Below are 20,704 nucleotides of genomic sequence, written 5' to 3'. Positions count from 1 at the left end.
ATTGGATTATCATCAACGAGTGCCCACACAGATTGATAGGTCTATATTTTTAAAGAGCACACTTTGAACTTCTCTTCAAAGTGGACGGCCATTTTAGCTAGATAACTTATCGTGTCAAACACTTTTTTAAGTTATTTATCTGCGAGTTAATTCTTAACCCACTGGCCTTGTTGTCTAGACGTCGCTTAACTTGCTTTCCCTTGACAACGGAGGCGCATTATAGGGCGTTCATTAAGGAACACAAGTGCATTTTTAAAAAAAACTCACCTTTTTAGTTCATTCGTATAGAAAACAGGCAAAAGACTCTAAAACATTATATAAAAGGGGCCAAACGGCCCCTTGAATGTGATTTTTATCCCATTTCTTATTGTATCCGTGCAATTACTGATGGGCACGAATTTGGTCATTAGTAACGATTAGCTGCACTTTCTTGTCTGGAACAATTTCACCAGAAAGAATCGATTTGGCTAATGGGTTCTCGACATTCTGTTGAATTGCGCGTTTTAAAGGACGCGCACCATATACAGGGTCGAAACCAACTTGAGCGATCAAATCGAGTGCTTTGTCAGAAACCTCTAGTTGATATCCTTTTTCTTCTAGTCGTTTCGCCAAACGTTCTAATTGAATAGAAGCGATGGACTTGATGTGTTCTTGACCAAGTGGATGGAACACCACGATTTCGTCAACACGGTTCAAGAACTCAGGACGGAAGTGTTTGCTAACCACATCCATTACCTCACTCTTAATACCTTGATAGTCTAACGTTGCGAAATTCTCTTGGATACGAGATGAACCCAAGTTCGATGTCATGATCACCACCGTATTACGGAAGTCAACAGTACGACCTTGACCATCCGTTAAACGCCCATCATCGAGAACTTGCAGCAGAATGTTAAATACATCCGGATGCGCTTTCTCTACTTCATCTAACAAAATTACCGAATACGGCTTGCGACGAACCGCTTCCGTTAAGTAACCACCCTCTTCATATCCGACATAGCCTGGAGGCGCACCAACCAATCTTGCCACTGAGTGTTTCTCCATGAACTCAGACATGTCGATACGGACCATCGCATCTTCGCTGTCGAACATAAAGCTCGCAAGTGTCTTACAAAGCTCTGTTTTACCTACACCAGTTGGACCTAAGAATAAGAAGGAGCCAATTGGTCGGTTTGGATCAGAAAGCCCAGCTCGACTACGACGAATGGCATTCGATACAACAGAGACCGCTTCGCTTTGCCCTACCACACGATTATGCAGTACGTCTTCCATACGAAGTAGTTTCTCTTTTTCCGCTTCTAGCATCTTGGATACTGGGATGCCAGTTTGCTTAGAAAGTACTTCTGCAATCTCGTTGTCGGTTACTTTATTACGCAATAGTGTCATTTCCTGCATTTCCGCTTGGGTTGCAAGATCTAACTGCTTCTCAAGTTCAGGAATACGACCATATTGAAGTTCCGACATGCGGTTTAGATCACCAGCTCGGCGAGCAAACTCCATATCCATACGAGCTTGTTCAAGCTCAGACTTAATATGTTGAGTGCCAGAAAGTGCGGCTTTTTCTGTATTCCAAACCTCTTCTAGTTCAGCGTACTCACGTTCTTTTTCATTGAGTTCTTCATTAAGCGCTTTCAAACGCTTTTCACTCGCTTCGTCGTGCTCGTTACTAAGCGCCTGTTGCTCAATCTTAAGTTGGATGATTTTACGTTCAAGCTTATCTAATGACTCTGGCTTAGAGTCAATTTGTAAACGAATGCTTGAAGCCGCTTCGTCGATTAAGTCGATCGCTTTATCTGGCAGTTGACGGTCAGAAACATAACGATGTGACAAACTCGCCGCTGCAACAATCGCTGGGTCAGTAATTTCAACGTGATGATGAAGCTCATACCGCTCCTTCAAGCCACGTAAAATCGCCACGGTATCCTCAACGGTCGGCTCATCCACCAGCACTTTTTGGAAACGACGTTCTAACGCCGCATCTTTTTCGATGTACTGACGATATTCATCCAGTGTTGTTGCGCCAACACAGTGCAGTTCACCACGGGCTAATGCAGGTTTGAGCATGTTCCCCGCATCCATTGAACCTTCACCTTTACCCGCACCAACCATAGTATGGAGCTCGTCGATAAACAGAATGACATTACCTTCTTCTTTAGCGAGTTCATTCAATACCGACTTCAAGCGCTCTTCAAATTCACCACGGTACTTAGCACCAGCAACCAGTGCTCCCATATCTAATGACAGCACACGGCGACCACGCAAACCTTCTGGCACTTCATTATTGACAATGCGCTGAGCTAAGCCTTCAACAATTGCGGTCTTACCTACGCCAGGTTCACCGATGATCACAGGGTTGTTTTTAGTACGGCGCTGCAATACTTGGATGGTACGGCGAATTTCATCATCACGGCCGATAACCGGATCCAGTTTGCCCTGTTCTGCTCGCTCGGTAAGGTCAATGGTGAACTTTTCCAATGCTTGGCGAAGCTCTTCTGCATTCGGATCATTAACCTTTTGACCACCTCTGATCTTTTCGATTGCTTGGCTAACTTTTTGCTCTGTTAAACCGATCTCTTTGAGTAATTGCCCCAATGGTCCGCGATCTTCTAAAGCAGCAAGCAGGAAGATTTCAGACGAGATATAGGAGTCTTGACGCTTTTGCGCCACTTTGTCACACAGGTTAAACAACGTGCCCATCGAACTAGAGAGCTGTACATCTCCACCGATGCCACTGACTTTTGGTAATCGATCTAGCATTTCACTCAATTTAGAGCGTAAATGCGTTACGTCCACATCCAGCATAGTAAGCAATGGACGAATTGGACTGCCATTTTGGTCAAGCAAAGCCACCATGAGGTGAACTGGCTCGATATATTGATGATCGCGCCCTAACGCTAGTGATTGAGCATCAGAGATAGCGATTTGAAACTTACTTGTGAATCGATCAAGACGCATATCTACCTTCCTAACCTCAACTAAAGGAAATTCTTTTGACAGTTAGAAAGATGGATACTCAGAGGAGGAATTTCAAGGGAGTGAATGAATAAAGATAGCTTTGCAAAAATAGCACTATGCATCTTGGCACTTTAGTGCTTATAACTAATCTTCAATCCAAATAAAGGTGGCTTGCCGACCAGTTTTACCATCACGGCGATACGAATAAAAAGAGGCTTTATCTTGGTAAGTACAAAGTCCAGAGTCAAACACTTGTGTCACACCAGCTCGATTTAGACGTTGCGTTGCCAGCTTTGACATATCAGCCAACCATTTACCTTTAGCCTCTCGTGGCATAAAAGCTTGATGTGCCAGAGAATCGACATCAACAAAAGCTTGCAGAACATCTTCACCGACTTCAAAAGCTTCAGGCCCAATAGCAGGCCCAAGCCACGCTATCACTTCACCTGAAAACAACGCTAATGCATTTTCGACAATACCATTTGCTAAGCCGCGCCACCCTGCATGAACGGCAGCGACCTGCGTGCCTTGTGTATTAGTCAATAATACAGGTAGACAATCGGCGGTCATTGCTGAACAAACAACATGCCTTGAAGAAGTAAATACACCGTCCGCATCAAGCACTTGTGTTGTTGGTTCATTTGCTTGAGCCACAACAGTCGAATGTGTTTGGTTTAACCAGATTGGCGCATTGGGCATGTTCGCCTGCTGCGCCAACCAAGCTCGGTTCTTCTCTACTAAAGACAAATCATCCCCAACGTGAGTACCTAAATTTAGCCCTTGATAAGGGCCTGTCGAAAAACCGCCTATGCGTGTTGAGGCAAAAGCTTTGACATTTTTAGGCGCACGCCAATTCGGAATGATTGTCTTCATCTTAGAACTCTTCCGGTAAACCGTGCTCTTCCGTATCTTGACGAAGCGCTTCAGTCATCGCCACCATGTCATCAGGCACAGGGGCATGGAACTCAAGTACTTCTCCCGTAATTGGATGTTCAAAGCGTAGCATTACGGCGTGCAATGCTTGGCGATCGAAGCCACGGATCATTGCCGTTAGCTCTTCAGAAGCACCTGTCGGGATGCGAGCACGTCCACCATATGCAATATCACCGAGCAGCGGATGCTGGAGGTAAGACATGTGCACACGGATCTGGTGCGTACGACCCGTTTCAAGACGCAGACGGATACGTGTGTGTTCGCGGAAACGTTCAGCGACACGGTAGTGCGTTACCGCTGGTTTACCCATTGGTGCTACCGCCATAAGCGTGCGCTTGGTAGAATGACGACCAATAGGTTGGTCCACTTTACCGCCCGCTGTCATACGACCAATAGCGATCGCTTCGTACTCTCGAGTAATATTACGTTTTTGCAGTGCGCGAACCAGACGAGTTTGTGCAGGAACGGTTTTCGCCACCACCATCAGACCCGTTGTGTCTTTATCCAGACGGTGCACAATACCTGCACGAGGTACTTCTGCGATATCAGGGTAATGATGCAACAACGCATTAAGTACCGTACCATCTGGCGTACCGGCACCTGGGTGAACCACAAAGTCACGAGGCTTATTGATAACGATAATATCGTCATCTTCAAAAACGATATCTAACGGAATATCTTGCGCTTCCCAGCGTTCTTCATCTTCTAACTCGGCTTGCAATGTAATTTCCTCGCCACCCATTACTTTGGTGCGAGGTTTGGTGACAACTTCACCATTAACTTGAACTTTCCCATCAAGCAGCCACTCTTTCAGGCGCGAGCGAGAGAAGTCCGCGAATAATTCGGCGATAGCTTGGTCTAAACGTTGACCTAACTGGCTATCTTTTACGGTATTTGTTAATACAATCTGCTGAGCCATATCGAACTTTTTTAAAAACTGTGAGACTAATGCTCACGACTGTGAAAAAATAGACTATTACGTCATTGTATCTGTTACTGGAAAGAAAGTAACGGCAGCTTAAGAAATATTTAGATTCAAGGAACAGACTCCTGATATGAAACGTCAGACTTTAACAGGCCTTTTAGCGGTATCCCTTCTGTTTGGATGTGCAAGCAAAGAAGAAATCGTTCCTGATGTGCCGCCTTCGGAACTGTATGCAGACGCACAGATTTCTCTTCAAAGTGGTAATTGGCTTTCTGCAATTGAGAAACTGGAAGCATTAGACTCACGTTACCCATTCGGTGCCTACTCAGAACAGGTGCAGCTTGACCTAATCTATGCGTACTACAAAAACGACGACCTTGCTTTGGGCTTGGCAACCATTTCTCGCTTTATGCGTTTAAACCCAACCCATGAAAAAATGGACTGGGTACTGTACATGCGCGGCCTAAGCCATATGGCGCAAGATCGTAACTTTATGCATGATTTGTTCAGCGTAGATCGAAGCGATCGCGATCCTGAGCCAGTAAAAAAAGCGTTTGATGACTTCAAAAAACTGCTTCAACGCTACCCGAACAGCCCATACGCACAAGATTCACAAAAACGCATGGTTGCGCTGAAAAACCGCCTAGCGAACTATGACTTAGCGACGGCTGACTTCTACCTCCGCCGTGAAGCCTGGGTAGCTGCAATTAATCGCAGTCAAGAGCTACAAAAAGCATTCCCAGACACCGAAGCGGCACGTAAGTCACTGACTATCCAGCTAGAGGCCTACAAGCAACTCGGTTTGGAAGACGCCGTAGCAAGAACTGAAAAGCTTATCGAGCTCAACCCTGTGAAGTAACTGAGCCGCTTCAAACTAAACCGCCATACCGTGGCGGTTTTTTATTACCCGCAATAGCGTCTTCTGCCCTTGCTTGATGATCTACGGGGCTCTACATATGCTTAAAGTTCCCCTCCCCTTTATAAAAGGATGTGAACGTGAAGATATCTAAGCTATGCGCAGTTATGCTGCTCTTATTGTCTGCTTCCGTTTGCGCACTGCAAATATCACCACTCAAGCAACCTCCTTACACTGGGGACCTCGATGTTATTAAAGAGAAGAATGTTTTACGTGTCCTCGTTTCTGCTGATCTAGGCTTCTATTACATTGAAGGCGGTACACCAAAAGGAATAGGTGCAGAACTGCTGGCGCATTTCGAAAAAGACCTTCGTAAGCTCAAACCGAAACTTAACGTACAAATTATTCCTCTAGCCCGTGACCAACTTCTGCCAGCCTTAGAAAATGGCTCCGGTGATCTAGTCGTCGCCAATCTGACCATTACCAACACACGTAAACAGAAAGTCGATTTTAGTTCACCCATTCTTACTGGTATTGACGAGTGGATAGTCACGAACAAAAGCACACCAGCCATGACTAACATTGAGCAACTGAGCGGCAAAGAGGTTTGGGTACGTGCCAGTTCTAGCTACTTTGAGAGTATTCAAGCACTAAATAAGAAGCTAAATAAAAAAGGCTTACCACCCGTTGTCGTACATTTTATTGAAGAAACACTGCAAGACTACGAACTGGTTGGGATGCTCAATAACGGCTACGTCAAAGCCATTGTTCTCGATAGCCATAAAGCCAAACTTTGGCTTAAAGTGATGGATGATATTCGAGCTCACCCAGAAATCCCTATTCGTGAAAATGGTAAAATCGCTTGGGCAATGCGGGAAAACAGCCCAAGTTTGAAAGCCGTCGTGAACAAGTTTATTCAGAAATCTCGTTCTGGGACACTGCTCGGTAACGTCATTTACGGAAAATACATCGATAACACAGGTTGGCTAAACAAAGCCCTTAACCCCAACAAAATTGCTCAACTAGAAAAGCTTGCTACGTTGTTTTCACGCTATGGTGAGAAGTACGATATCGACTATTTACTGATCGCAGCCGTCGCTTATAAAGAGTCCGGCTTTAATAACGACCTCGTTGGAAGTCGAGGTGCAGTCGGCATAATGCAAGTTCTACCCAGCACGGCTCGAGACCCTAATATCAATATCAAAAACGTTCGGCAGCTAGAAAACAATATTCATGCTGGCGTGAAGTATTTAGCATTTTTGCGTAAGCAGTACTTCAGTGATCCTGCTATTACGGCGGAAAATAAACTCTACTTTACCTTAGCTGCTTACAATGCTGGCCCCGGGAATGTAGAACGAATTCGTAAACGTGCAGCCCAGCAAGGCTACGATCCTAATGTTTGGTTCAATAACGTGGAAGTCGTTATGCGGAAAAGTTTAAGCTCAACGGTTGGATACGTTACCAATATTAATCGCTATTACGTTATATACAAACAGCTAGAAAGTTTGGACCAGGTCAAAAGTCTAGAGCGGGTATCACTGGCTCCAAAGGATCCCGTCTTCATGATACCGCTACGAAAAGTCAGTCAAACGCCAGACACAAAAAAGCCGCTTGTACAATAAGCGGCTTTGTAAATAAATTCGTCTGAGAGACTCAGTGACTGTCATCACACTTTACGTATAGTTAAATTTTAACCACCTCTAATATTAGGTCGTAAAACTTCCCTAAAAACGAAGACGTTTTCAGCTGAGTACTCTATCCAATCTACGGATTTACTAACCGATAACAAGCAATTTCACGATAAATCTCAGCAGATCTTGAGTGAGATCACATTCATTTTTCATCATAAAAAACCCGAACAAAATAATGATCTGAGTCACATTTTTTTATACTTAAAGCGGTAATCTGAACTCAACCCATGAGGGATGCAACAGAGGAAAAACACTTATGACAATGAATATCACTGGCAAAAACATCGAAATCACCTCTGCAATCCGAGCTCATATTGAGAGCAAGTTTAAAAAACTGGAGAAATGGCAAGTAGACCTAATTGGTTGCCAAGCAACTTTCAGTGAGGAACCAAACAAACAGAAGAAATTCGAAGCGGTTATTAAAGTTCCTAAAGGCCAGCTCATTGCCTCAGCAACTCACGAAGATCTTTACGCAGCTATCAACGAAGTGGAGCAAAAACTAGAACGACAATTGAACAAGCTGACCCACAAACCTGAAGCTCGACGTGCAAATAAGCCTGAGCTAGTGGAAGAAGAAGAGTAAACTGACCAGATTGAGGAAATAGCGCCGAAAGGCGCTATTTTTTTGCTTGACGCTCTCCCCTGCCTTGCTTATTGTGTTTAAACACTCATAAATTAAGCACTATTTATGCATTTAACCTCACTGTTTATTTTTGACTTCTTTTTCCTCCCATAGTCGGAGGGGCGAACTCGTTTGTGAAAGAAAAGTCAAAAACAAACAGAAAGCCTCCCAAATCGGGAGGCTTTTTTATAAGGAAAGAATTGATGACTGACCAACCTATTTCCCTCGAAGAAATTCGTTTGCGCTTGAATGAGCTGGATGACCAACTTCTCAGCTTATTGTCTGAGCGCCGTAAACTCAGCATTGAAGTAGCCAAAAGTAAAGTACAAACCTCAAAACCCGTTCGTGATGCCGTTCGAGAACAACAACTATTAGTTAAGCTGATTTCTAATGGCCGAGATAAATACGAACTCGACGCGCAGTACATCACTAAACTATTCCATACCATCATTGAAGACTCAGTGCTTCTTCAGCAAAGTTACCTGCAAAACCTCGTTAACCCGCAACAAAGTCGTAAGCCACTTGCTCGCGTCGCTTTCTTAGGAGCCAAAGGCTCTTACTCGCACTTGGCAAGCCGCGAATACTTCAGCCGTAAAAATACAGAACTTATCGAGCTCAACTGCGAACACTTCAAAGAAGTGACTCAAACAGTAGAATCGGGCCATGCTGATTATGGTGTTCTGCCTATCGAAAACACCAGTTCAGGCTCTATTAATGAAGTGTACGACCTACTACAACACACGACGCTGTACATCGTTGGAGAGCTAACTCAACCAATCGAGCACTGCTTGGTTGCGAAAAAAGACATTCGTCTGGAAAACATTAAAACGCTGTATTCACATCCTCAGCCACACCAACAGTGCAGTGAGTTTTTAAGCCGTATGAAAGGTGTAAAACTGGAGTCTTGCGCCAGCACGGCAGATGCAATGCAGAAAGTTCAAGAGATGGATCGTGATGATGTTGCTGCAATTGGTAATGCATCAAGCGGTAAGCTATACGGCTTGCAAGCAATTCAAGGCAACATCGCAAACCAAACTGAGAACCATACTCGTTTTATCGTGGTTGCTCGCAAACCAGTTGAGGTTTCAACTCAGATTCCAGCAAAAACCACCTTGATCATGTCGACCTCCCAAGAGGCTGGCTCATTGGTTGAAACACTATTAGTGCTGCAACGTTACGGCATCAATATGACCAAGCTAGAATCACGTCCAATTATGGGGAACCCATGGGAAGAGATGTTCTACGTAGACTTGGAATCTCATCTTGCTTCGACAGAAATGCAACAGGCACTAGAAGAGCTAACTAAAATCACTAAACACTTGAAAGTATTAGGCTGTTACCCTAGTGAGAACGTAAAGCCTACCCAAGTAAAATTGAGTTAATAGACACCAGTGAGTAAAAAGATCATGGCAACCCAAAAAGTCGTAATCGCATCTCTAAACCCAGCTAAAATTAATGCCGTTCAAAGTGCATTTAACAGTGCATTTCCGCACCAAGAGTTCAACTTCGTTGGCGTCAGTGTACCGAGTGAGGTCGCAGATCAACCTATGACTGATGAAGAAACTCATCGCGGTGCACTAAACCGCGTTAAAAACGCAAAAGTAGAGATGCCAAATGCGGATTACTATGTCGGACTTGAAGCGGGAATTGAAACAAACGTGACGTTTGCGTGGATGGTGATTGAGTCGAATACTCACCGTGGTGAATCTCGCTCTGCGAGCTTAATGCTGCCGCCTAAAGTATTGGACAAACTCAAGCATGCGAATGAGCTGGGAGATGTCATGGATGAGGTGTTTGGTACCGAGAACATCAAACAGAAAGGTGGTGCCATCAGCCTGCTCACCCAAAACCAGCTGACTCGAAGTTCGGTTTACCATCAAGCCTTGATTCTGGCTCTAATTCCATTCACAAACCCTGAGCACTTCCCTTCAAATTTATAACGCTCACCCCATTCGCTAGGTACGAAAAAGGGCGGATATTTCCGCCCTTTTTAACACGTTATCTTAACCACTTGTGATACCAATACCTAAAGGCGAATTGGAATCACTGGCTACTTAGATACCGCAACTTGCTCTAACAAAACCTTGAGTTTGTCTTTCTCTTCATCAGATTTAGACTTTAACTCGTTAGAGCCACGAGTAATAGTGGCAATACCCACGCCAAGCATCTGGCTGATCTGACGTTGAGATAATTCTCCTTTAAGAAGCTCGTTAATAATATTAACGCGTGATATTAATGATTCTCTCTCATCACGTGACATCAGCATGGTTAACAGCATGTCATCTTGCTCACTGTCCATGCTAGTTCGAATTAGCTCAATAATCTGTTGCCAGTCTTTGTACTCGGGTTCGTGCGACATCAAGTTACCTCACTCAATACTTGGTATTGATCTCATGTTGATTCAAGAACGCGCCATCGATACCCAAAAGATCACGGTAATATGTTTCAAACATCAGGATGTTTTGTACATAACCGCGAGTCTCTCTAAATGGAATTGCCTCAATAAAGGCATAAGCATCCACTTTTCCTTGGGTACGCTCTCGCCACGTTTTTACTCTGTTAGGACCTGCATTATAAGCAGCAAGAGCAAAAATACGATTATTATCGTAATCCTCTAATAAGCCTTGCAAATAATGGCTACCAATTTCGATATTTTTGCCCACATTGTAGAGATCCTGCGTACCTTGATAACTCAACTTATATTTACGTGCCGTGTACTTTGCTGTAGCGGGCATGATCTGCATAAGACCACGAGCACCAACTGGAGAACGGGCTTCGACATCCAACGCACTTTCCTGTCGAGCTAGGGACATCATCGTCACGGGATCTATGTTGTGTTTTTTTGCATAAAAGTTAAACCACCAGCGATGCGCAATCGGGAACCTCAGTTCGATATTATCCCACATCTGCGCTTGAATACTCGCGGTCACCGTTAGGTTATGCCAACGCTTAGAAGACGCATAAGCCGCCAGCATCGCCTTTTCATCTTTCCCTACGCGGCGCAATAAATGTGCCCATTCACTTTTCGCTGCTGCAATTTTATCCGTCGCGATCAACTCTTCAATACGAACTAACGAGTCTTGATAGGGTTGAACCACTCGCTTATCAAACTTAACCGTATGCGTAGGGTATTTGATTGATTGTCCAATCGCATTGGCGGCTGCCACACTATAAAAGTTTCGCTGCCCGACCAAAGTCGCTAAACGCTGTTTCCCTGCGATGTCATCACCTAACGCAATTTCACTTCGTCCAAGCCAGTATTGCCAGCGAAGCGACGCTTGCTCTTCTTTATTGAGAACGGCAATCCACTCTTGTACGCCCTTCCAATCCGCGTTCTGAATCGCTAAGCGAATGCGAGTTTCAATGAGCGGTAAGTACTGGCTGGTTTTCGTTTTATCATCGCGCCACTTAGCTAGTGACTCAGACTCAGTACGGGTCAATCGAAATGCGATATAGTCAGCCAGGGCTTGCGCCTTTTCTGAAGAAAACTTCTGCCCTTTAATGACGGCATCATACGCACTCTGCGCTTGACTGGTATTCATACGAGCTAGCTTTTCCAGCGCATATTCGCTTTGCGCTCGATTAAAATCATTAGCCGGTTTTTTCTTCGCGAACTCCGCAACGCTTGAAGGGTTATCAAACAACGCCTTCATTTCTTTCGCTTGTTTCCTTGCCTGCGAGGATTTAGGCAATTTAAGTAAGTAACTCATCAAACTGCCATTACGTGCATCAAACGCCAGTAGCATACGCTGGAGAATCAATTCATCAGTACGTTCACCTGCCTTGTCCCATGCTGCGAATAATGGATCGCACTCATCGGCAATACTTCTGCCACGCAACCACATATGCTCAGCCCCTTTAAACGCGGCGACTTTCTTACCTTGCTCTAACTGAGCCACGTAGAAAATACATTGGTAACGCTCGCCATTTGGAATGACTTTTTGAAACTCAGTAATGGTTTTCCAATCTTTTTGCTTATAAAGATGGTTGAGGTATGGAGCGCGAACACGACGAGAAAAAGGAAACGACTCGTACTCCGAAATAAATTCGTTCACCTGCTGTGGCGATTTTTCCGGTAACTGTCTAATAAATGTTCGGTAATCCACATAAGGCGTCAGTGGATAGTCAGAAATTTTAGGACGGATCGAAAGGTATCCGTCGATGTCATTTTTATCTAATAAATCTTGAGCTTGCTCATAAACTTCACGCTGCTTTTCCAAGCTCAGCGCGGCATTAGCACTCAAACTCATCGCACACAGCGCGGCTGCGCAGCATACGTTTTTAGCCAATTCAGATACGTTGAATCTCATTTGTGTCATTTTCCCCAGACATATACTGCCCCAAAGCCTCGTTTTGTTAGCGTTCATGTGATGTTAAGGCAATTTTCACACATGCATCTATTTACACAGAATGCAGATGTCCATGTAAAGCAACTTAGTGTATTAAAAATTGTACTCGTGAAACTTTTAAGACGATGGAGACAAGGAGTTCCTAACTTGTGCAGAAAGCACTTCGTCATTTATAACGAATAACAAAAGTGTATACCCTAACCGTGTAAGTTTCCGGTCAGCTCAAAATAAGAAATCCATTCGAAAGGGAAATTCTTGCAATGCGGTAACAAAAACAAAGCACTTGGTATAAAATGATGGGTTTGAATGACAGTTAATTTAGGAACGATCGGCAATGGCTGAATACGTATATACCATGTCGCGGGTGAGCAAGATTGTGCCACCTAAGCGTCAAATTCTTAAAGACATCTCTCTGAGCTTCTTCCCTGGTGCGAAAATCGGTGTTTTAGGTCTGAACGGTGCAGGTAAATCCACACTGCTACGTATCATGGCAGGTATCGACACGGATATCGACGGTGAAGCGCGTCCACAACCTGGTCTAAACGTAGGCTACCTACCCCAGGAGCCAGTATTAGACGAATCAAAAACCGTTCGTGAAGTTGTTGAAGAAGCGGTTGCTGACGTTGCTGACGCACTGAAACGTTTGGATGCGGTCTATGCGGCTTACGCAGAACCAGATGCAGACTTCGACGCACTTGCAAAAGAGCAAGGCGAACTTGAAGCTCTGATCCAAGCGAAAGATGGTCACAACCTAGAAAACGCACTTGAGCGAGCAGCAAACGCACTTCGTTTACCTGAATGGGACCAAAAAATTGCGCACCTATCAGGTGGTGAACGACGCCGTGTCGCTATTTGTCGCCTGCTACTTTCTAAGCCAGACATGCTGCTGCTTGATGAGCCTACCAACCACCTAGATGCAGAATCTGTTGCTTGGCTAGAGCGCTTCTTAGTGGATTACACAGGTACTGTAGTCGCTATCACCCACGACCGTTACTTCCTAGATAACGCCGCGGGTTGGATCTTAGAGCTTGACCGTGGTGAAGGTATCCCATGGGAAGGTAACTACACCTCATGGTTGGAGCAAAAAGACGCTCGTCTACAACAAGAAGCGTCTCAAGAAAGTGCTCGTCAAAAAACCATCGAGAAAGAACTTGAGTGGGTACGTAAAAACCCTAAAGGTCGTCAAGCGAAATCAAAAGCACGTATGGCACGCTTTGAAGAACTGCAAAGCTCTGATCACCAAAAACGTAACGAAACCAATGAACTGTTTATCCCGCCAGGTGAGCGCCTAGGTGATAAAGTTATTGAAGTGAAGAACCTAACGAAGTCATTTGACGGCCGTGTTCTAATTGATGACCTATCATTCAGCATCCCTAAAGGTGCGATTGTTGGTATCATCGGTGCGAACGGCGCAGGTAAATCGACCCTATTCAAGATGTTAAGTGGTACTGAACAACCAGATTCAGGCACAATTGAAATGGGTGATACAGTAAAACTAGCATCGGTCGATCAGTTCCGTGACAGCATGGACGATTCTAAAACCGTATTCCAAGAGATTTCTGAAGGCGCTGATATCATTAAGATCAACAACTTCGAAATCCCAGCTCGCGCATACTGTTCACGCTTTAACTTTAAAGGCAGCGACCAACAAAAAATCATTGGTGAGCTATCAGGTGGTGAGCGTAACCGTGTCCACCTTGCGAAACTGCTTAAAGCGGGCGGTAACGTGTTACTACTCGACGAACCGACCAACGACCTTGACGTGGAAACACTGCGTGCTCTAGAAGAAGCACTACTAGAGTTCCCTGGTTGTGCAATGGTTATCTCGCACGACCGTTGGTTCCTTGACCGTATCGCGACCCACATCATTGACTACCGTGACGAAGGCCAAGTTAACTTCTACGAAGGTAACTACACCGAGTACATGGACTGGTTGAAGAAAACGTTGGGCCCTGAAGCCGCAGAACCACACCGCATCAAATACAAGCGTATTGCGAAGTAATCGCAACCCGCAAAGTTTGATTGTAATTTGTACAAAGGCCGCTATCATAGCGGCCTTTGTTTTCTTTGTTATAAAAAAGAGCTCATTAGCCCGTCTCGTTCGTTAAGAACATGACATTGCACTTACGTCACTCTGTAGCGACCTCGACACTTTTCAAACAGCAATCGAACATTTTTTGTTCACATTGATATACTATTCAACTCTGTTTGAAGACATGACGAGAAAATGCACATGGCAGAGAGACGACGCTTTTCACGTATTCTCCATCAAGCGCCAGCGAAGGTAGAACAACGTGACTTGGCAATTGAAGCTAGGATTCAAGATCTTTCCTTACATGGTTTACTCATGAAAGTGGAAGAGACTGAGGCTTTGGATCCAGCCCTTCCAGCCCATGTTACTTTTTCATTTGATCAATCCGAACAAGTGATTACGTTAAAAGCGCAAATTGTGGATGTTTCTAAGTGTGAGATTAGGTTAAAGATCATCAAGATAGACATCGAGAGCATTAGCCAACTAAAACGATTTATAGAATTGAATGTAGGCAATAACGACCTTCTGAACCGAGAGTTAGAACATCTCTCTGATTTAGGAGAAAAATAAATGAACGCCTATTTAAGTAACAATAACTATGTCTAAAAAAATCATCATGCAGATCCCGACGAAAGACGGCGATCAGCAGTTCTATTTGGGCCGCAGTTCGGTCCTAGCAGTATTTGCTTCGGTATTGGCATTACCCGCCGTCGTTGGTGGCGCGTGGTACCTCAATCAACAGCAGATACACAATAAAGACGAACTAACACAAACCATCGCCAAACTAGAAAGTGAAAAGGCCGAAATCACCGCGCTTTATGAAGAGCAGCTTGATACCAACCACTCGCTTTCTCAGTCATTGACCGATAAAAACAATCAAATTCAGCTATTAGGAAAACGGGTATTCGACGTCGAATCGGTTCTAGGTCTCGCTGACGAAGAGCTGATGATCGATGAAAACAACATGGCGTTAGAAGAGCGAATTGATGCAGCAGCTATCGATTCCGCGGTTCGAGCAACCATGTTTCGTTTGATTCCAAATGATAGCCCAGTGACATACCAACGCATTTCTTCTTCCTATGGCAGTCGCATTAATCCTATTTCAGGTAAACGACACGTTCATACTGGTATCGATCTTACCTGTAAACGAGGAGAAGAAATCCTAGCACCTGCAGACGGAGTGGTGGAAACCGTTCGCCCGAGTAATCGTGGCTATGGCAACTATATCACTATTCGTCACTCATTTGGCTTTATGAGCTCCTTTGCTCACTTACAACGCTTTAAAGTGAAAAGCGGCCAGTTTGTCAGTAAAGGCGATGTGATTGCTCAATGTGGTAGTTCAGGTAATTCCACTGGCCCGCACCTGCATTACGAGGTGCGCTTTCTCGGGCGAGCACTCAACCCTCAATACTTGATGGAGTGGACACCTGAAAACTTCAATTATGTATTTGAAAAAGAGAAAAAAGTGAAATGGGGCCCTTTAGTTCAATTGATTGATAATGTCGTGCGTCTGCAAGTCAATTTAACCAACTCCCCCTATCGCGACACCAGTATCAATACAGTATCAAGTGAAGATACCAGCAATACCGCGACTAACTAATTTATCTCTCGACACAAAAAAGAGCAGCGTAAGCTGCTCTTTTCATTTCGGGCTCCACACGGATAGATAACCAGCGATTAACCACGATGAATATTATCATTCGCCTGTTTGAGTAAGTTTTGGCTCTCATTCATAAATTGTTGTGAATAATCACCAAACCACTCACTCACCTGCTCAAAGCTTTCGACAAATTTGGCTTTATCTTTGCTGTCCAAAATCGCAAGTGCTTCGCCGAAGCGTTGGTGGAATCGCTTAATCATGTCGATGTTTTCTTGCGATGAGAGAATGATGTCACCGTAGAGGTTTGGATCCTGACCAAACAGACGCCCTACCATCGCCAACTCCAGGCGGTAGATTGGTGAGCTCAACTTTAACAGTTGCTCAATGTTCGGGTTCTCTTTGCTTAGATGCATGCCGTAAGCAAATGAGGTGAAGTGACGCAGCGCTTGGATTAACGTCATGCCATGATCGTGCTCTTGCGCATCAATCTGACACAAGCTCGCGCCCCAAATACCAAACTGTTGCAGCAACCATTGGTATTGATCATTTCCACGGCCATCACAGTACACAATAACCTGCTTGGCAAGGCTCGGAACATCTGGGCCAAACATTGGGTGTAAACCAACTACAGGACCTTGGTGCACATTCAACATTGCTTGCAGAGGCTTAGATTTGATAGAAGTCAGGTCACACAGAATGCAGTCTTGCGGCAAGTTCCCCAGTTTTTCGATCACCCCTTCCGTTAGATGAATCGGCACCGTGACCACGACTAAACCCGCGTTGTCTAGAATCTCATCCGCATGATCCCAGTCTTTACTACCGAGAACTTTGACCTGGTAGCCCGACAATTTGAACATACGCCCAAACAGGCCACCCAATTGACCATTACCACCAATAATAACAACTGAGCGTAAATCAGGGTTCAAACACTTAAAACCGGAATCTTTCTCGCTGGCATAAGACTCACGCATTGTTCGACGCAGAATATCTTCAATAAGCTGTGGAGGAATTCCCATTTTTTCAGCTTCAGCGCGACGAGAAGCTAACATCGCCGCTTCGCGGTCTGGAGCATAAATTGGCAAACCATGTTCGCTTTTTACTTCCCCAACTTTCTCTACGAGCGCTAAACGCTGAGCCAATAGCTCCAACATTTGCTTATCGACTGCATCAATCTGATCGCGTAATGCGTTAAGTTCAACTGCCATTGATGTTCCTTAAATCCTGTATTAATTAGCCTTTAGACGATTTTCTAAGAAAGGCACTAGCTCTTCATGTGCATGACGTAATAGTGCCTCAGTTGAATCCCAATTGATACATGCGTCAGTGATAGATACACCGTATTTCATCTCTTCAAGAGCTAAGTCAGAAGATTGATTTCCTTCATTGATATGGCTTTCAATCATAAGACCGATAATAGATTTATTGCCTTCACGGATTTGATGAATCACATCCTCCGCGACTAGTGGCTGGCGACGGTAATCTTTACGTGAGTTGGCGTGACTGCAATCCACCATTAATGAAGCATCAAGACTAGATTTCGCCATCTCTTGCTCACACTCAGTGACTGATACCGAATCGTAGTTAGTTTGCTTGCCGCCACGTAAGATCACATGTCCATTAGCATTGCCCTGGGTGGTTAACAGTGCGACTTGTCCCTCACGGTTAATTCCCATAAAACGGTGGCTAGAGGACGCAGCTTGCATCGCGTTAATTGCGGTTGCCAAACTGCCATCCGTGCCATTCTTAAAACCGATTGGCATAGACAGGCCGCTTGCCATTTCACGGTGAGTTTGTGACTCCGTCGTACGAGCACCGATGGCTGCCCAGCTAAAAGTATCCGCCAAGTATTGTGGGCTAATTGGGTCTAGAGCCTCAGTCGCGAGCGGGATTTCCATCTCTGCCAGCTCCACCAGAAGTTCGCGTCCAACATGCAGACCGTGCTCAATATCGAAACTGCCGTCTAGGTGTGGGTCATTGATCAGGCCTTTCCAGCCGACCGTGGTGCGCGGCTTCTCAAAGTAAACACGCATAACAATATACAGTTGGTCACTTAGTTGTTCAGAGAGTGCTTTAAGTCGCTTTGCGTAATCCTTCGCCGCTTCCACGTCGTGGATAGAACATGGACCGCATACAACAAGCAGGCGGTGATCCTTCTTGTGAATAATATTAGCGATAGTTTGACGAGACTCTTGAATAAAGCGACGTGCTTTTTCACTCAAAGGAAGCTTGGTTTTTAGTTCCTCCGGAGTAATAAGAACCTGTTCTTCTATAATATTAATATTGCTCAACTCACTTTTCTGCATAACTCTAACCTGTATATTTATTTTTACACCCAACCAAAACTTTGGTGAGACAACTAAGCTTTAACGACAAGATAACAGGCTAAAAAAGAAAAACAAGCGTACAGAATAAAAAACATTTAGTGTAAATTTATGTTTACAGCCAAATAAAAAGCCAAAGTATAATTAACTTTGGCTTCTCATCGCTGTTTTGAATCTTTTACAAGAGGTTTAGCTAGTCAAGCGTTTCATCGCTTCACTCGCCGCTTTCCACTCTTGAGATAGCTTAAGTTCGCTTGGAGAAAATGACTGTTTTTTTAGTAATCCATCCGCGAGTGGCACGGTTGAAACCGGTAAGTTGTCTAATACTTCAACGTGCGCTTCTCGTTTATTACACATTAACAACATATCGCAGCCAGCTCTCAATGCTTGAGCACCTCGCTCGGCTGGGCTGCCCATAATCGCAGCGCCTTCCATGGTCAAGTCATCCGAAAAAACCAACCCTTTAAAACCCAATTGCTGACGCAGGACCTGTTTTAACCAGTATTCAGAACCGCTGGCTGGTTGAGCATCATAATGTGGGAAAATCACGTGAGCAGGCATCATGGCATCTAAAATACCGGCATCAATTTGCGCTTTGAAGATCGCCATATCTTGTTCAAAAATATCACTGCGCTCGTCGTATGGTGTTTCTAAGTGTGAGTCTGCAATCACGCCACCATGTCCAGGGAAGTGCTTGCCTGTCGTTGCCATGCCAACACTCTTCATTCCTTGCATATAAGCAGTGCTATAGCGAAGAATGGTATCGGCATCTTCACCGAATGCACGGTTACCGATCGCTTTACATTGATGGCCTTGGTCAAGTACCGGGGCAAAGCTTAAATCAATATCATGGGCAATCAGCTCTGCTGCCATTAACCAACCGCCCATACGAGCAAGCTCTTCACCATTTTGATGTTTAGCGTACTCATCAGCAGCAGGAATTAATGAGAAACCTTCACGAAAGCGCTGCACTCGGCCGCCTTCTTGATCCACACCGATCAAAAACGGGCGCTTAGCCGCCTTTCGGATGGATTGAGTAAGTGCTTGAAGCTGTTCGCTATCATGATAGTTGCGAGCAAATAGAATTAAGCCACCAACCGTAGGATGCTCCAAGATTTCTTTGTCTTCAGCGGTCAGTTCATACCCCGCAACGTCAACCCATAACGGTCCCATGTTTTCTCCTCAAAATCGGCTGAATATCTCGTATTCGATGAGGTTATTCGCTTCAGATTTGCTTTACAATAAGTGAATGAAGAATTGACGAGATCGGCTATGAAATTTAACGAACTGTACATTGGTGTGATGTCTGGAACGAGTATGGACGGCGTTGATACCGCTCTGGTTGAAATAAGTGATGAGCACGTTCGTCTGGTTGCGCACGACGATTACCCAATGCCCACAGCACTGAAAGAAATGCTGTTATCTGTTTGTACCGGTCAAGCCACAAATTTAAAAGCCATAGGTGAATTGGATCACCGACTTGGCCACCTCTTCGCTGACGCCGTTTTACAACTGCTCAATAAGTCTGGCTACGTCGCGGAACAAATTCGTGCGATTGGTAATCACGGCCAAACGGTATTCCACCAACCTACTGGAGAGTTACCCTTTACCACTCAGTTGGGTGATGCCAACATCATCGCAGTGAAAACAGGGATTGATACGGTTGCAGATTTTCGACGTAAAGATATGGCGCTAGGTGGTCAAGGTGCACCGCTGGTTCCCGCTTTTCATAAAAGTATCTTTGCCATGCAAGATTCCACCACCGTCGTGCTGAACATCGGTGGCATTGCCAACATATCTGTACTGCATCCCGAGCAACCAGTCATTGGCTATGACACAGGTCCGGGCAACATGTTGATGGACGCGTGGTGTGCGCTGCACACTGGGCAAAGCTTCGACAAAGATGCACAATTTGCACTGAAAGGAACGGTAAACGCTACTTTGTTGACTCAATTACTTAAAGAAGCTTACCTCGCCATGCCAGCACCTAAAAGTACCGGGCGAGAACTGTTCAATATTGACTGGCTGCATCAGCAACTGGCTCATTACAATTTACCGACCGAAGACGTACAGCGTACACTCTGCGAATACTCTGCGATTACCATTGCTAACGAAGTCGACAAGTTTTCTCATGGCATCACGCCTCAACTATTGGTCTGTGGCGGTGGAGCAAGAAACCCACTTTTAATGCAGCGATTGACTAAGTTATTGCCACAATGGCACGTTGCGACAACGGCAGAAAAAGGCGTTGATGGTGACTACATGGAAGCCATGGCATTTGCTTGGCTTGCGCAGCGCTATATTCATAGCCTCCCTAGCAACTTACCGGAAGTTACGGGGGCAAGTCGTCTCGCTTCACTGGGTGTACTCTATTCAAAAAATTAAGGGCAATAGATCCTAAACAAAAAGGCTTAATTCAT

17 protein-coding genes and 1 other annotated feature are annotated in these 20,704 nt (G+C 44.8%); of the genes, 9 read left to right on the top strand and 8 right to left on the bottom strand.

What is annotated here, in order from left to right; all coding sequences use genetic code 11:
- Window positions 1–381: 381 nt before the first annotated feature.
- The 3 genes from clpB to rluD all read right to left on the bottom strand — a co-directional run bounded on the left by clpB (window position 382) and on the right by rluD (window position 4,807).
- Window positions 382–2,955, bottom strand: a complete 2,574-nt coding sequence (gene clpB, locus J8Z23_RS02775; protein ID WP_005397478.1) for an ATP-dependent chaperone ClpB — start codon at window positions 2,953–2,955, stop codon at window positions 382–384.
- 144 nt (window positions 2,956–3,099) lie between these two features.
- Entirely contained in the window at window positions 3,100–3,828 is a 729-nt protein-coding gene (gene pgeF / locus J8Z23_RS02770; RefSeq protein WP_301659546.1) for a peptidoglycan editing factor PgeF, read from the bottom strand.
- A 1-nt stretch (window position 3,829) separates the two neighbouring features.
- Complete coding sequence (gene rluD, locus J8Z23_RS02765; RefSeq protein WP_005385913.1) at window positions 3,830–4,807, bottom strand: 23S rRNA pseudouridine(1911/1915/1917) synthase RluD; 978 nt, start codon at window positions 4,805–4,807, stop codon at window positions 3,830–3,832.
- A gap of 136 nt (window positions 4,808–4,943) precedes the next feature.
- Between rluD and J8Z23_RS02760 the strand changes: the two genes are divergently transcribed.
- From J8Z23_RS02760 to yjjX, 5 genes are all read left to right on the top strand, one after another.
- Window positions 4,944–5,672 (top strand): outer membrane protein assembly factor BamD, encoded by a 729-nt coding sequence (locus J8Z23_RS02760; protein ID WP_005385927.1) that lies wholly within the window; start codon window positions 4,944–4,946, stop codon window positions 5,670–5,672.
- Window positions 5,673–5,809: 137 nt separating this feature from the next.
- On the top strand, window positions 5,810–7,291 hold the full coding sequence (locus J8Z23_RS02755) for a transglycosylase SLT domain-containing protein (RefSeq protein WP_434634838.1): 1,482 nt from the start codon (window positions 5,810–5,812) through the stop codon (window positions 7,289–7,291).
- 325 nt (window positions 7,292–7,616) lie between these two features.
- On the top strand, window positions 7,617–7,943 hold the full coding sequence (hpf, locus tag J8Z23_RS02750; protein ID WP_005397484.1) for a ribosome hibernation-promoting factor, HPF/YfiA family: 327 nt from the start codon (window positions 7,617–7,619) through the stop codon (window positions 7,941–7,943).
- A 108-nt stretch (window positions 7,944–8,051) separates the two neighbouring features.
- Window positions 8,052–8,173, top strand: a sequence feature (Phe leader region).
- A 12-nt stretch (window positions 8,174–8,185) separates the two neighbouring features.
- The gene (gene pheA, locus J8Z23_RS02745) at window positions 8,186–9,364 is read left to right on the top strand and encodes a prephenate dehydratase (protein ID WP_005397485.1); all 1,179 of its coding nucleotides are present in this window, start codon (window positions 8,186–8,188) and stop codon (window positions 9,362–9,364) included.
- Window positions 9,365–9,388: 24 nt separating this feature from the next.
- Window positions 9,389–9,922 carry an inosine/xanthosine triphosphatase gene (gene yjjX, locus J8Z23_RS02740; protein WP_053808615.1) on the top strand — a complete coding sequence of 178 codons (534 nt, stop codon included), beginning with the start codon at window positions 9,389–9,391 and terminating at the stop codon, window positions 9,920–9,922.
- Between the two features lie 110 nt (window positions 9,923–10,032).
- Here the strand turns inward: yjjX and trpR are convergent, their stop codons facing one another.
- Together trpR and sltY are read right to left on the bottom strand one after the other, a co-directional pair.
- Complete coding sequence (gene trpR, locus J8Z23_RS02735) at window positions 10,033–10,341, bottom strand: trp operon repressor (RefSeq protein ID WP_012842123.1); 309 nt, start codon at window positions 10,339–10,341, stop codon at window positions 10,033–10,035.
- A gap of 13 nt (window positions 10,342–10,354) precedes the next feature.
- Window positions 10,355–12,292, bottom strand: a complete 1,938-nt coding sequence (gene sltY / locus J8Z23_RS02730) for a murein transglycosylase (protein ID WP_272164789.1) — start codon at window positions 12,290–12,292, stop codon at window positions 10,355–10,357.
- A gap of 373 nt (window positions 12,293–12,665) precedes the next feature.
- Between sltY and ettA the strand changes: the two genes are divergently transcribed.
- From ettA to J8Z23_RS02715, 3 genes are all read left to right on the top strand, one after another.
- Window positions 12,666–14,333, top strand: a complete 1,668-nt coding sequence (gene ettA, locus J8Z23_RS02725) for an energy-dependent translational throttle protein EttA (RefSeq protein WP_005381894.1) — start codon at window positions 12,666–12,668, stop codon at window positions 14,331–14,333.
- Between the two features lie 231 nt (window positions 14,334–14,564).
- On the top strand, window positions 14,565–14,933 hold the full coding sequence (locus J8Z23_RS02720) for a PilZ domain-containing protein (RefSeq protein ID WP_012842125.1): 369 nt from the start codon (window positions 14,565–14,567) through the stop codon (window positions 14,931–14,933).
- Window positions 14,934–14,961: 28 nt separating this feature from the next.
- Entirely contained in the window at window positions 14,962–15,963 is a 1,002-nt protein-coding gene (locus J8Z23_RS02715) for a M23 family metallopeptidase (protein WP_074192064.1), read from the top strand.
- A gap of 77 nt (window positions 15,964–16,040) precedes the next feature.
- Here the strand turns inward: J8Z23_RS02715 and tyrA are convergent, their stop codons facing one another.
- The 3 genes from tyrA to nagZ all read right to left on the bottom strand — a co-directional run bounded on the left by tyrA (window position 16,041) and on the right by nagZ (window position 19,457).
- On the bottom strand, window positions 16,041–17,168 hold the full coding sequence (tyrA, locus tag J8Z23_RS02710; RefSeq protein WP_434634831.1) for a bifunctional chorismate mutase/prephenate dehydrogenase: 1,128 nt from the start codon (window positions 17,166–17,168) through the stop codon (window positions 16,041–16,043).
- 21 nt (window positions 17,169–17,189) lie between these two features.
- On the bottom strand, window positions 17,190–18,266 hold the full coding sequence (locus tag J8Z23_RS02705) for a 3-deoxy-7-phosphoheptulonate synthase (protein ID WP_213967406.1): 1,077 nt from the start codon (window positions 18,264–18,266) through the stop codon (window positions 17,190–17,192).
- Between the two features lie 207 nt (window positions 18,267–18,473).
- Window positions 18,474–19,457 carry a beta-N-acetylhexosaminidase gene (gene nagZ / locus J8Z23_RS02700; protein WP_005381905.1) on the bottom strand — a complete coding sequence of 328 codons (984 nt, stop codon included), beginning with the start codon at window positions 19,455–19,457 and terminating at the stop codon, window positions 18,474–18,476.
- Between the two features lie 99 nt (window positions 19,458–19,556).
- Here nagZ and J8Z23_RS02695 point away from each other — a divergent pair, with 99 nt between their 5' ends.
- Window positions 19,557–20,669, top strand: a complete 1,113-nt coding sequence (locus tag J8Z23_RS02695; protein WP_434634828.1) for an anhydro-N-acetylmuramic acid kinase — start codon at window positions 19,557–19,559, stop codon at window positions 20,667–20,669.
- The last annotated feature ends 35 nt before the right edge of the window (window positions 20,670–20,704 follow it).

Source organism: Vibrio sp. SCSIO 43086, from assembly GCF_051132235.1.
In the GTDB taxonomy this organism is placed as follows: Bacteria; Pseudomonadota; Gammaproteobacteria; order Enterobacterales; family Vibrionaceae; genus Vibrio; species Vibrio diabolicus.
The sequence above is the reverse complement of the archived record's forward strand: the minus strand, read 5'-3'. Positions and strand labels throughout refer to the sequence as shown.